The following is a 12,455-nucleotide window of genomic DNA, read 5'->3' on the forward strand; positions in this document are numbered from 1 at the left end:
CGCCTACTCCACGATCCCCGTCACATCTGGCGTTTGCCAGGCAATGTGCTGGCCACCGTCAAGCGCGAAGATCTGGCCTGTCAGCGAGGGCGTTTCCACAATGTAGCGGATCGTGCGCCCGAATTCGGACAGGGCCGGACCGCGTTCCAGCGGCAGGCTGGCGCATTGGGCCTCGAAATCGGATGGTTGCTGGCGCGGGCTTGCAAGGGCGGGACCGGGGCCGATGGCGTTAACGCGGATGCGCGGGGCCAGCGCCTGGGCCAGCGTGCGGGTCGCCGTCCACAGCGTCGATTTGGAAAGCTGATAGGAAAAGAAATCCGGTGTGGGCTTGAGCACGCGCTGATCGACGATATTGACGATATTGCCGTTCATGCCTTCCGGCAGGGCTTGCGCCATGGCCTGCGCCAGGAAACAGGGCGCGCGCACGTGGATGGCGAAATGGTCGTCAAAGAGGTCTTCGTCGAGCGTCCCGATCGCATCATGTTCGAAGATCGAGGCGTTGTTGACCAAAAGCGTCACCGGGCCAAGCGCGGCCTGTGTTCGGGCAATGAGATCCGCCAGTGCCCCGGTATCCCTCAGATCCGCCAGCACCACATGCGCCTTGCCGCCCGCTGCGCGGATTTCTTCCGCCAAGGCTTCCGCGCTTTCGCGCGAGGTATTCGCATGGATGGCGACAGGCCAGCCCGCATCGGCAAGGTCGCGTGCGATGGCGCGTCCAATGCGCCGCGCCGCACCGGTAACCAATGCGGCGCCTTGGTGATGGTTGCTCACTCGCTCTCCTCCACCTTCCCGTATGCCCGTGCCCGTCATCAAGCCCGGTTGCGCTGCCGGGGCGATCAGATCAGCCGCCCGCTGTCCAGCACAAGGAAGATGTAGAGACAATAGCCGCCGACAAGGGCAATGCCCATCGGCCAGCGCAGGCGGCAGTGGGTAAAGGCGAGGATGGCGAGCAGCACGGTGGTCGCCAGCATCACCCAGATATCGAACTGCATGATCGAGGCGGGGATTGTCAGCGGCTTGATCAGAGAGGTGGTGCCGAGGATCGCCAGAATGTTGAAGACGTTGGACCCCAGCACGTTGCCCAGCGCCACGGCGGAGTGCTTGCGGAAAGCGGCCATGACCGTGGTGGCCAGTTCCGGCAGCGATGTGCCGAATGCGATCACGGTGAGGCCGATGGCGGCGTCTGTCACGCCCCAGTCCCTTGCAATCTCCACCGCGCCCAGAATGGCCAGGTGCCCGCCGAGTGGAAGTCCGATCAGGCCAACCACCACAAGAAGCGCCGCAATCGGCATGCCGCCCGGGGTGTCGCTGAGTTCTTCGATCTCCTCCAGCGTGTATTCGTCGAGATCGTCGGTCTCGCCGTTCTTGAATTTCTTCCGTCTGCGCTGGTGTCGGCGCATTTCAAGGAAGGAGTCGCCGAGGAACAGCGCGAGCATGGCAAGAAGCGCCAGGCCCATTGCGCGTTCCAGTGTCCCGAAGGCGCACATGATGATGAAGATGACCGTGACCGCGAGCAGGAATATCGCGTTCTTGCGCACGCCCTTATCGGCACAGGAGGTGGTTGTGATGAGCGCGGGCGCGCCGAGAACCATAAGCACGTTTGCAATATTGGAGCCGACCACATTGCCGACCGCAATGCCCGATATTCCGTCCAGTGCGGACTTCAGCGAGATCATGAGCTCGGGCGCGGACGTGCCGAAAGCCACGATGGTCAGGCCGATCACGAGGGAGGGGATCCCCAGCTTCCTCGCGATCGATACGGAGCCGCGCACAAGCGCGTCACCGGACAAAAGAAGAATGACAAGTCCGCCGGCAAGGCTGAGATAGTCGAGCATGCTTTGAAAACCCGTTGCGCCGATCCCTGGATATCCGTGCTTCACGCCTCAGGGGAGCATGCGCAGGACACTCGGTCGTGGCACATATAGGTATGGCTGCGTCCGCGCGTAACCCGTTGTGAAAAAAAGTCCCACTTGCCGATCTGTCTTTGCGCGGGCCTTATTTGCGCCAGCGCCGCTCCAGGTGTTTGGCAATGCGCATGTGCCGGTAGATGGCGTGGTTCATTGCCGTGAGGAACCCGTAGCGCCCGCGCACGAAGTGACGGCGCAGGACATAGGCCTTGAAGAAGGCGAAGGGGAATTCGGTGATCATCCGGGCCGCCGCCAGGTTCTTGCCGCGCGCCTCCAGATCGTCGACCTGCATGTCCGAATAGGCGTTGAGCTTGCGCAACTCGTCGCTCAAAGAGCGTATGGAGCGGTGGTGAATGCGGTGCTTGAGGCGCGCGGGCGCAATGCCGGGGGCAAGGTCCACGCGGTCATGCACGGGGCTTGCGGAATAGCGGCCCGCGTCGCGCCGATAAAGGCGCACCGGTGCGATGGTGTAGGACAGGCGATGCGGCGTTCCCTCGCCGGGAAACTGCTCCGCGATCGGAACCCCGTAGGCCTTGGCCGCGGGCTCCCCATTGGCGAAAAGCGCGCGGATCTCGGCAACCAGATCGGGCGGGCAGACCTCGTCGGCATCGATGTTCAAGAGCCAGGGATGACGGCACTGGTCCTCGGCGAAACGCTTTTGCGGGCCGTAGCCCTGAAAGGCATTGACCACAACGCGGGCACCATGAGCTTCGGCGACGGAGCAGGTTTCGTCGTCGGAGCCGGAATCCACCACGACAATATCGTCACTCAAGCCCCGAACCGCGTCCAGCGTGGCGCCCAGCCGGTCGGCTTCGTTCTTCGTGATGATGAAAATCGAGAGAGGGATCGGGGACATCGTGCTTCGCGGAGTTGGTCTTGGGGCGGGAATCGCCGTTGTCACATCGCGGAAAAAATAGAGCGTCTGTCGGAACCTTTGTCCACAGGGCGCGGTTGTAGCGGCGTGGCAGGCGACGGTCGAGAGAGGAGTGATAGCGTCTCTTGTATGAATACGGCGCAGGACGTTCACATATTCCTAACCATGCGCCGAGATATCTCCAATTTGACGCTAATTTTCCTCAATTGCTCTTGGGTCTCGCCACATTCGATCGCCATTTTCGTAGCCAGCGAAAACAGACAAATCCCCGCGTAATTGCGTACAAACTGGAGTGTTTCTTATGAAACGTCTTCTTGGCACACTTCTCGCCGGCACCATGATCACGGCCATTGCCGCGCCTGCGATGGCGGCCGACCTGCCCATGGGTGACCCGGATCCTTATGCCGCTGCCCCGGTTCCGGCCGAGCGGTTCTACTGGACCGGATTCTATTTCGGCGGCACCCTCGGCTATGGATGGGGGCAGCGTGACGCTCGTGGTGCTGGCGCAGGCAGCTTCGACCTCGATTCCGCCGGCGTGAATGCCGGTGTGCATGCCGGCTACAATCACATGATGGCGCCGAATTTCCTGATCGGTCTCGAAGCCGATCTTTCCTATTCGGATCAGTCCAAGCGCGGCGCGCCCGGCGGTGTCGCCACGCGTGCGTCGTCCAACTGGATCTCCACCTATCGCGCGCGTGCCGGTTACGTCATGGACAACGTGATGATCTACGGTACGGGTGGTTTCGCGATGGCGGATCGCAAGTGGTCTGGCGCTGGCTCTGACAGCAATGTCGATTTCGGCTGGACGCTGGGCGGTGGTGTCGAGACCATGCTGTCGCCGAACATGACGGCACGTGCCGAATATCTCTATGCCGATTTCGGCAAGGAGACCTTCAACTTCGGCGGCACAAGCGTGCGTTCCGACTTCGACGAGCACATCGGGCGCGTCGGTGTGAGCTACAAGTTCTGAAACTGAACCGGAATCGGTTTAATCGCGACAGAAAGCGGCCCGGCCTTTGTGAAGGCCGGGCCGTTTTCCTTTGTGCGGGGCTGTGCCTGGAACGTGGACGGTTCAGGGCTTCACTTTCGTGCGCTCGAAAGCAGGCAGGCGGGCTGAGAATTCCTCCAGCCAGGCCACGAGGCCGGGGTGATCCTTGCGCCATGCACCCTCGAAACGCAGATCCAGATATCCAAGCGCGCAGGCCAGCGCGATGCAGCCCGCATCAAGCGTCGTGCCCATTTCCGGCGGTCGCGCATTCGCGACCACGAGCGCGCGAGAGACCTTGTCCTGCTGGCGATCCAGCCAGGGCTGGTAGTGGAATTCCTCGGGCCTGAAACGCTTTTCGTACGTCATCATGACAGCGGCATCGCAGATGCCGTCTGCCAGAGCCTGCATGGTCAGCACATCGAAGCGCCTTGCATCGGCCGGCAGCAACTTGCCGCCGCCGGCACGGTGGTCGAGATATTCCAGGATGACGCGGGAATCATAAAGCGCCTGCCCGTCTTCCGTGATCAGGACAGGGATCTTGCCAAGCGGGTTCTGGCGCAGAAACGCCTCGGCGGGCACGACGGTCTCGGTGTTCTCAATGAGCAGGAGGCCTTCAAGCCCCAGTTCGGCGGCAGCAAGCTTGACCTTCCGGCCGAAAGGGGAGGCGGGCGAGGAATGCAGGATCATCATGGCACAGGTTCCGGGATAGGCCATCGGGTGACAGCGCGTGGCGGGAATGGGGCAGCTAAGGGCCCGGTTTGGGCGCGCGGGGCAGCAGCGCGGGGCCTATTCGGCGCACGTGCTTTCGGGACGCTGCACCGACGCCATGATCGGGGATATCGTGTGAAAGGCGCTGAACTGGCGCGTCGCTTGGGCACAAGAGGGGCACGGTTTTCGGCTTATGCCAAGGCGCATCCATGGTTTTTTGCGGTGGGGACGCGCCCTGTCAGCCAGGGATGCAACAGATGGAGGCCCGGCCAATTCTGAGGCGGGGCGTTTCTCAGCGGCGCACCGTGCGGCAGTATCCGTCATGCACTTTCCAGCGGTCATGGCCGGGCAAACAGGCCTCCACATTCCACGACACGCCCACAAAGCCCGCATATTCCTCGATCATGTAGTAGAGCGGATGCGCGCGGCCGTTGGAGAGATAGGCGCGCGCGCGGCAATAGCGCCGCGCGATCGGGCTTTTCCGGTTTTGGGTGAAACTGGTCTGTGCGACGCGGTCCATGGTTTCCACGGTGAGGCCGCCACGGTAGGCATATTCGGCGCGCGCAATCGTGCGCTTGACGGCGCTCAGCACCGACGGCGCGTCGCAGACCGGAACGCGGACGTCGCGCTTGTTGATGTCGAAGTAAACGCCACCGGCGCGCGCCGTACTCAAGGAGGCGCTTGCCAACAAGAGCGTCAGCAAGAAAAGGCGGAACAGAGCGGACATTGCGTCCTCCGTTTCGTATAGATGCGTGCCGCTGCGGCACATGGCGGGCAAGAACACGAACGGCAGGCGCACGAGGACGCGAATCCGCAAGGTCACCTTCGTTCAGTTTGTAAAACGATGGGTGAGCGCGCGGGTCCCGTCAAGTACGACCTCTGAGTGACAAAGGCGGGAGGGCTATTCCGGCACCAGCCAGTCGACGCTTGCCGCCGCCCCGGTGCCCTGGGCCAGAATGCGGGTGAGCCAGGGCAGGGCGCCTCTCAACTGCTCTTCGAGCATGTAGGGCGGGTTCAGGATCAGCATGCCGCAGGCCTTCAGGGCTCCGTCGGGCGTGCTGCGTGCAACGTTGAACTCCACCTTGAGCATCTTGCGCAGGCCGGTGTCGATCATCATGCGGTAGAAGTGATCGAGCGCCTTGCGGTCCTTGATCGGATACCAGGCCGCATAGGTGCCGTTCATCCAGCGCCGCGTCGCCTTGAAGATGCCGGCGGCGAGCGTGCGATATTCGTCCGGCTCTTCAAAGGCCGGGTCGATGAGCACGAGCCCCCGCTTTTCCTTGAATGGGACGAAGCCGCCCATTGCGAGCCATGCGTCAAGCTCGACAACACGCACCTGATGGTCGCCCCCATAGCGTTTGGCGAGCGTCGCGTGGTCGGCGCTGTGCAGCTCGGTCAAGGTGAGGCGGTCTTGCGGGCGCATGAGACGGCGGGTGATTTCTGGGGAGCCGGGATAGGTGGTCAGGGGCCCCGCGCCATTGATCTCGCGCACGATCTCCAGATAGGGCGCGATCAACGCGGCGGCCTGTTTTGACGGCGTGATGTCGATGATCCGCCCGATGCCGTCCCGCCATTCGCCGGTCTTTTGAGCCATCGGGCTTGAGAGGTCGTAAAGACCGATGCCCGCATGGGTGTCGAGCACGCGGAAGGCTTTGTCCTTCTGCTTGAGGTGCTCGAGAATGGCGATAAGCACGGCGTGCTTGAGCACGTCGGCGAAATTGCCTGCATGATAGGCGTGGCGATAATTCATCGGATCCGTCGAAAAGGTCTGAGCGCCGCCGTTATCGGGCGCGCGGTCGATTGCACTGGCCACCGTTTAAAGGAAAAAGGCGGCGAAAGATATGCGCGTGGGACCTGTCGTCCCGGTTGCGAGAGGGGCGGCAGGTCGGGCGCAAATGAAAGACGGCGCGCCGGACTTGCCGCACGCGCCGCCTCTATCATTTTTTCAGCTTGAGAAAACAGGGCATCGCCATGTCCTGTTCCGTTTCAGGCTCAGCCTTCCTCGTCGATGCGCAGTTCCACCGCCTTGGGGCCCTTGCCGCGCCGATCCGGCTCGGTTTCGAAGGACAGGCGCTGGCCGCTTTCCAGCCCGGTCAGGCCGGAACGTTCGACCGCGGAAATGTGCACGAAGACGTCCATCGCGCCATCATCGGGGGTGATGAAGCCGAAGCCCTTGTCACCCTTGAAGAACTTGACCGTCCCGGACTGCCGGGGACCACGTTCCGCCGCGGGGGCGTCTGGACGGGGGCCGTCTGGCCGCGGGCGGAAGCCGCCCCGGTCTCCACCTCGGTCACCGCCGCCGAAGTTGCGCGGGCCACGGTCACCGCCGCCAGGGGCTCCACGGTCGCCACCGCCGAAGCTGCGATCACCACCGCCGAAACTCCGTTCGCCGCGATCGCCGCCACCGAAGTTGCGGCCGCCCCTGTCATTGCCTCGCTCGCCACCGCCGCCATAACCGCGCCGGTCGCCATATCCTCCACTGTCACCATCCCGGTCGCGACCGAAGTCGTTACGGGGGGCTTGGTCCCGCCCTGAGGGCTGGTCGCCAAAGGCGGGGCCCCCGAAATCAGCCGGGTATCCAAAATCTTCCGGACCGCCAAAGTCCGGTCGGCTGTCAAAGCCGCGGGACCCGCGGCCATGACCGCGTCGTCCTTTGCTGCGACGTTCCGGCTCGTCGTCCATATCCGGATCGCCACCCTTGCGGCTGCGCCAATCAGCCATCGTATTCCTGCCTCTTCCCAATCACTTTCGACCCTTCACCATCGCGTCGTCGAATTGACGCGCCGCTGCGCTCCGTATCCTCCCACCGTTCGGTTGGCAATGCGGGGCGAAGCGGAGATCGATCAACTACTTCCAATGGCGTCCTTGTGCACGCAAATCGAAAGTCCTTTTCGACCAGTCTGATGGAGCGTGAAAACGGGGGCGCACCGGGCTCTTTCTGCCACCCGTGGCACCTTTGTCTTTCAATCGCCTCACCCTGACTGGGCGCTATATTAAGAATAGAATTGACCGCAGAGCAAGTCATACGTCCACAATCGCGACAAAATCCGCCATGGCTGAGCACGATGGTCTTGCCCGACGAGCGGATATTGTTTGATGCGTCAAAAACAATTATGCGCCCGCTAATCAATCCGACGGGCCGGTCGCGGCGCCATGCAGATCCCCGAGTTGCAATCGACCGGTTGGCTGCAACCTTGTCCAACTGCGCCATGCTCTAGCGTTAACATTAACAGGAGCAGCGCTTTGCCATGCCGCAATCTGTTTGTTAACGATCCATTATTATTTACGATCTGTTAACAGAGCCAGTTCATTGAGGAAGCCAGATGTTGAGCTTTGATGACCGCGTTGGTTTCATGACGATTGTCGGTCTGTTTGTCGGCTCCATCCTGTTCGCGGAGCCGGGCACTTATGACCCGGTCACGCGCAGCGTGCGACAAAGCGCGCATGATGCAGTGTCCTTCGTGAAGGACGTGAAGCAGGACGTGAACGAGTTTCGGCGCAACTATGATCGCCTGATGCGCATGGTTGAGGACAACCGTCGGGCCATTCGCGAGCTTTCGCTGGCGTTCTCGCGTTAGGGTGTGTCCCCGCATCATCGCGTGTTATAGCTCTGCCAAGACGTTGATTTTCATATTCCGGCAGGTTCCATGACCCAGATAAACCAACTGATGGCCGCGGTGATCCCCGTCACGCCGTTTGCCCAGAATTGCACCCTCGTGTGGAACGATGAAACCAAGAAGGGTGTCGTGATCGATCCCGGCGGCGAGGTCGAGCGCATTCAGCAGGCCATCGACAAGCATGGCGTCACGGTCGAGCGCATTCTGATCACACATGGCCACATCGATCATATCGGCGGGGCGGCGGATCTGGCGGAGAAGCTCAGCGTTCCGATCGAGGGGCCGCATGAGGCGGATCAGCCGCTGATCAAGCACGTTCAGGTGCAGGCGGCCCAGTTCGGCATCAACGGACAGGTCAAGCCCATCGTGCCGGACCGCTGGCTCGTTGAGGGTGATACGGTCGATGTCGGCGGGTTCGAGTTCCAGGTTCTGCATTGCCCGGGTCATGCGCCGGGGCATGTGGTCTTCTACAATGAGCCCGCGCGGTTCGCGATCGTCGGCGACGTCCTGTTCAAGGGCGGGATCGGGCGGACCGATCTGCAAGGCGGCGACTACGAAGAGCTCATGCGCTCGATCAAGGAAAAGCTGCTGCCACTGGGCGACGACGTGGCCTTTCTGCCGGGCCATGGGCCGGGGTCGACCCTTGGCGAAGAACGCGTGAGCAATCCTTTCCTGCAGGAATGATCCGTGCTGGATGTGGGGGCAGCCTAACGCGGACAGCCCGGTACCGGCTTGCCGGCCGGGTCGTCTGCGAGCGTCAGAGCGACAGGCGCCGTTCCGGCGTTGATATAACCGAGCTTGGCGGCGGCGGCGCGGGTCAGGTCGATGACGCGGCCCTTGGTATAGGGGCCCCGATCATTGATGCGCACGACAACGCTGCGCCCGTTTCTGAGATTGGTCACCTTTACCTTGGTGCCGAAGGGAAGGGTGCGGTGGGCGGCTGTCATGGCCTTCGGATTGGCCATCTCGCCGCTTGCGGTGCGGGTTGTATATTCGTACCAGGCGGCCTTGCCGCATGAGGCAGGCTCGGCCTGGGCAAGCGACGTGGCGCCGACAAGCGAGGCCGCCGCGATGATCAGGTGCTTCTTCATCTTGATACCTTGAACTGGCGCTCCCCGAGCGCCGCTATCTTTCGCGCATAGTCCCCTAATGGGGCGAAGCTGCGGCAGCGGCGGTCCTGCTGACGCTGCGGTTTCCTGCACTTGGCCATTTTCGCAAGGCAGGAGCTATGCTACTGCTCGTCTGCGCCGGACTGACGGCGTCTTTCGGATTTTCAGGAGATGTCATCCATGCTCACGCGCATCGCCGCCGCGCAATACCCTATCGACTGGCTTGAAAATCTCGATGCCTGGAAGGCCAAGACCTCGCAGTGGGTGGAGCGGGCCGTTGCCGAAGGCGCGCAGCTGCTGCTCTTTCCCGAATACGGTTCCATGGAACTGGCTTCGCTCTTCGGCGAAGCGGTCTCGCGGGATATTTTTGCGTCTTTCGATGCCATGCAGGGGCTGTTGCCGGAGGTGATCGAGCACTGGCGCGGACTGGCGGTGGCTAACGGCGTTCATATTGTTGCGCCGAGCTTTCCCGAGCGCAATGACGCGGGCGTCCTGCACAATGTGGCGCGGATTTTCACGCCCAAGGGTTTGTGCGGGGAACAGTCCAAGGTGATGATGACGCGGTTTGAAGGCGAGCACTGGAACATGCTCGGTGGCGGCGTGGTGCGTGTGTTTGAGACCACGCTCGGGCGTATCGGGATCAGCATCTGTTATGATGTGGAGTTTCCGCCCATCGCGCGGGCGCAGGCGGAGGCGGGCGCCTGGCTCATTCTGGCCCCCAGTGCGACCGAAGGCGTGATGGGTGCAAGCCGCGTGGCGATCGGGGCGGCGGCGCGTGCGCTGGAAAACCAGTGCTATGTGGTGACCGCGCCGACATCCGGCAGCGCGCCCTGGTCCGCTGCGGTGGACAGCAATCGCGGCGCAGCGCGCGTGGTATGCCCGCCCGATCACGGGTTTGCGGAAACCGGGCTCATGGCTGTCGGTGAAATGGACGCGGCGCAATGGGTTTTCGCCGATCTTGATGCAGGTCTGGTCAAGAGCGCGCGCGAGGACGGCGATGTTCTGATCTTCCGCGACCGGCTGAAGACTGGCGACGCGGCGCCCCTTGCCGAGGTCGTCGATCTGACCGGGCGGGCCTGATCGGCGCTTGTCAGAGGTTGGAGACCGCGACCAATCGGACGCATCCCGTGTGTGAAACAAGGAAGAGGCGGACCCGAAAGCCCGCCTCTTCAGTTCGTCTCACGGTTTTAAAGTCGTTTGCGGTGCAAAACATGCTTCGGGGCGTAAACGCTCCGATGAGGGGCGGGTTCCCCGCACCGCGAAAAAAATCAGTTCTTCAGTTCCCAGGTGATGGTGACTTCCGAGCGCAGGGTTTCCTCACCGGCTTCAACCGGCACGGGCGCGCCTTCTGCCATCACCTTGGCACGGTCCATCATCATGGGCTGCGGACGCATGCCGTAGGAGTTTTCGGAGATCGAGAGGATCCGGCCAAGTTTGACGCCGGCGGCCTCTGCATAGAGTTTTGCCTTGCCTTGCACGTCCTCAACCGCGGCGGTGCGGGCCTCGTCGAGGCGCTTGTTGGCATCCGACACGATGAAATTGATGCCGCCGATACGGTTCGCGCCTTCGCTCACCATGGCGTCGAGCAGGGCGCCGAGCCCTGTGAGGTCGCGCACACGCACCGAAACGCCGTTATTGACCTGGTAGCCGACGATCTTGCGCTCTTCCTGCCAGCTGCCGTCCTTCGGAAGGCGCTTCTGGGCATAGCGCGGGGAGATCGAGAACCCCGATGTCTGGATATCGCGCGCCTCGATCCCGGCCTTCTTGATCTGGTCGATGAGGGCGGTCATGGCCTTGGTGTTGGCGGTGAGGGCATCGCGGGCGGTATCGGCCTGCGAAACGACGCCGGAGGTCACCATTGCCATGTCGGGTGTCGCTGTGACCTCGCCATATCCGTTGAGGCTCATCGTGGCCGTCTGCTGCTCGTCGGAAGCCCAGGCGGGGTTGGCGAAGGCGACAAACGAGGCCAGCATCAGGGTGGCGAGGGGGCGGAACGATGGCGACATGAGGTTTCCTTGTGACTCTCAACTTCCCTGCAAGCGACTCAAGGGCTTGCGGGGTTCATATCGGGTGTTCGGTAGTTCCACCCATCGCATCCGAATGAGGCGGGTATGCGGCAAGGCTGGGTGTTTCTGCCAGTGGTCGTGGGTTACCTGCTCGCGGGCCTTGTATGTGGCCGCCACCTTGGTATAGGAAACTATCTTTGGCTGCTTCGGGCGCGCGTTTCGCGTCCGCAATGCCACGCCGGATCGCCGGGTTTTCCCCGTGGCGCTTCAAGGGCCTGTAGCTCAATGGTTAGAGCCGACCGCTCATAACGGTCTGGTTGCAGGTTCGAGTCCTGCCGGGCCCACCATCTCTTCCACAGAGCATTGATCTTTCAAGAGAATTCTCTCGAATTGTCTCATTGGCGGAACGAGGGGTGAAAAGCGGGGAATTTCTCCGTTTGCCTGCCTGCTTGTCTTGTGGGGCGGCCTGTAGGCGGTCTGCCTGGATCGAATTTTCCTTGTTCAAATGGTCGAACGCGAAAGCTGCCAGACGGCGTTGCCGGGCTTTAAGGGGGTAGATACGGGCATTCCGGTTTTGCTCCGCCGTCGGCAGCCTGATGTTTCAGTTGGCTGCCAACCAGGTGGAGATGAGGGAGGCAAGTTCGTCCACTGCCTCGTCTTTGCTGATCCGCGCATTGACCATCGCATCGGACAGCGCTTCAGCCGCACCGATAATCGCGATGCAGCGGCGGCTGATTTCTGTCTCCGACAGCGTCACGAGCGGGGCGAGCGCCTTGATGAAGAGCGCGATATGGCCATCGATCATCTCCTGCTGATAGGCGCTCATCTGCGCATCGCCCTTCAACGCCGCCGCGATCGCATGCCATTCGGGGCCAACGGCGTCATGACACTCCATATAGGCCTGCGCAATAAGGCGGGCGAAATCACCAAGACGGACCTGCGTCTCGCGTAGCGCGGCGTCGAGCGCGCGCACCTGACGGTCATTGATCTCCTTGTAGAGGGCGATCATGAGCCCCGCGCGGGTCTCGAAATGACTGTAGGCGATCGGCTTGCTGACCCCTGCGCGCTCGGCCAGTCCGCCCAGTGTCAGCGCGTCGGTGCCTTGTTCGCGCACCATGTTATGCGCGGTCTCCAGAAGCTGTGCCCTGCGTTCCGCCCGCGGCATCTTTTTCGACACACTGCTCGCCACTCTTGACAGCCCTCATGCGCATGGATACTACGATTAGTAACTTACTTTTTGTAGGTT

The 12,455-nt window shown here is 62.1% G+C and carries 14 protein-coding genes and 1 tRNA gene; 5 read left to right on the plus strand and 10 right to left on the minus strand.

The features are described from left to right. Positions 1–3 precede the first annotated feature (3 nt). The 3 genes from ABGM93_RS19080 to ABGM93_RS19090 form a co-directional block, all read right to left on the minus strand. Entirely contained in the window at positions 4–771 is a 768-nt protein-coding gene (locus ABGM93_RS19080; protein WP_321502185.1) for an SDR family oxidoreductase, read from the minus strand. Between the two features lie 65 nt (positions 772–836). After that, complete coding sequence (locus ABGM93_RS19085; protein WP_321502187.1) at positions 837–1,835, minus strand: calcium/sodium antiporter; 999 nt, start codon at positions 1,833–1,835, stop codon at positions 837–839. Positions 1,836–1,995: 160 nt separating this feature from the next. Beyond that, positions 1,996–2,763 carry a glycosyltransferase family 2 protein gene (locus ABGM93_RS19090; protein ID WP_321502189.1) on the minus strand — a complete coding sequence of 256 codons (768 nt, stop codon included), beginning with the start codon at positions 2,761–2,763 and terminating at the stop codon, positions 1,996–1,998. 319 nt (positions 2,764–3,082) lie between these two features. Between ABGM93_RS19090 and ABGM93_RS19095 the strand changes: the two genes are divergently transcribed. After that, positions 3,083–3,751 carry an outer membrane protein gene (locus ABGM93_RS19095; RefSeq protein ID WP_321502191.1) on the plus strand — a complete coding sequence of 223 codons (669 nt, stop codon included), beginning with the start codon at positions 3,083–3,085 and terminating at the stop codon, positions 3,749–3,751. A gap of 102 nt (positions 3,752–3,853) precedes the next feature. Here the strand turns inward: ABGM93_RS19095 and ABGM93_RS19100 are convergent, their stop codons facing one another. From ABGM93_RS19100 to ABGM93_RS19115, 4 genes are all read right to left on the minus strand, one after another. Further along, positions 3,854–4,459: a glutathione S-transferase family protein gene (locus tag ABGM93_RS19100; protein WP_321502192.1), complete on the minus strand. Its 606-nt coding sequence runs from the start codon at positions 4,457–4,459 to the stop codon at positions 3,854–3,856. 310 nt (positions 4,460–4,769) lie between these two features. Next, positions 4,770–5,204 (minus strand): cytoplasmic protein, encoded by a 435-nt coding sequence (locus tag ABGM93_RS19105; protein ID WP_321502194.1) that lies wholly within the window; start codon positions 5,202–5,204, stop codon positions 4,770–4,772. A 174-nt stretch (positions 5,205–5,378) separates the two neighbouring features. Beyond that, entirely contained in the window at positions 5,379–6,227 is an 849-nt protein-coding gene (gene rlmJ, locus ABGM93_RS19110; protein ID WP_321502196.1) for a 23S rRNA (adenine(2030)-N(6))-methyltransferase RlmJ, read from the minus strand. Positions 6,228–6,469: 242 nt separating this feature from the next. After that, the gene (locus tag ABGM93_RS19115; RefSeq protein WP_321502198.1) at positions 6,470–7,198 is read right to left on the minus strand and encodes a cold-shock protein; all 729 of its coding nucleotides are present in this window, start codon (positions 7,196–7,198) and stop codon (positions 6,470–6,472) included. A 602-nt stretch (positions 7,199–7,800) separates the two neighbouring features. Here ABGM93_RS19115 and ABGM93_RS19120 point away from each other — a divergent pair. Next, on the plus strand, positions 7,801–8,055 hold the full coding sequence (locus ABGM93_RS19120; protein WP_321502199.1) for a hypothetical protein: 255 nt from the start codon (positions 7,801–7,803) through the stop codon (positions 8,053–8,055). Positions 8,056–8,124: 69 nt separating this feature from the next. Then, complete coding sequence (locus ABGM93_RS19125; RefSeq protein WP_321502201.1) at positions 8,125–8,778, plus strand: MBL fold metallo-hydrolase; 654 nt, start codon at positions 8,125–8,127, stop codon at positions 8,776–8,778. Between the two features lie 23 nt (positions 8,779–8,801). Here ABGM93_RS19125 and ABGM93_RS19130 read toward each other — a convergent pair whose 3' ends face one another. Then, a complete protein-coding gene (locus ABGM93_RS19130) occupies positions 8,802–9,185 on the minus strand; it encodes a septal ring lytic transglycosylase RlpA family protein (protein ID WP_319775460.1) in 384 nt (127 codons plus the stop codon). 198 nt (positions 9,186–9,383) lie between these two features. On the opposite strand from ABGM93_RS19130, the gene ABGM93_RS19135 reads away from it, so the two are divergent. Continuing rightward, positions 9,384–10,283 (plus strand): carbon-nitrogen hydrolase family protein, encoded by a 900-nt coding sequence (locus ABGM93_RS19135; RefSeq protein WP_321502204.1) that lies wholly within the window; start codon positions 9,384–9,386, stop codon positions 10,281–10,283. Between the two features lie 188 nt (positions 10,284–10,471). Here the strand turns inward: ABGM93_RS19135 and ABGM93_RS19140 are convergent, their stop codons facing one another. Beyond that, positions 10,472–11,209 (minus strand): SIMPL domain-containing protein, encoded by a 738-nt coding sequence (locus tag ABGM93_RS19140; protein WP_321502206.1) that lies wholly within the window; start codon positions 11,207–11,209, stop codon positions 10,472–10,474. Positions 11,210–11,480: 271 nt separating this feature from the next. Between ABGM93_RS19140 and ABGM93_RS19145 the strand changes: the two genes are divergently transcribed. Continuing rightward, a tRNA-Ile gene (locus ABGM93_RS19145) sits at positions 11,481–11,556 on the plus strand. Positions 11,557–11,810: 254 nt separating this feature from the next. Here the strand turns inward: ABGM93_RS19145 and ABGM93_RS19150 are convergent. Continuing rightward, on the minus strand, positions 11,811–12,398 hold the full coding sequence (locus tag ABGM93_RS19150; protein WP_321502208.1) for a TetR/AcrR family transcriptional regulator: 588 nt from the start codon (positions 12,396–12,398) through the stop codon (positions 11,811–11,813). Positions 12,399–12,455 lie beyond the last annotated feature (57 nt).

The organism is Breoghania sp. (assembly GCF_963674635.1).
In the GTDB taxonomy this organism is placed as follows: domain Bacteria; phylum Pseudomonadota; class Alphaproteobacteria; order Rhizobiales; family Stappiaceae; genus Breoghania.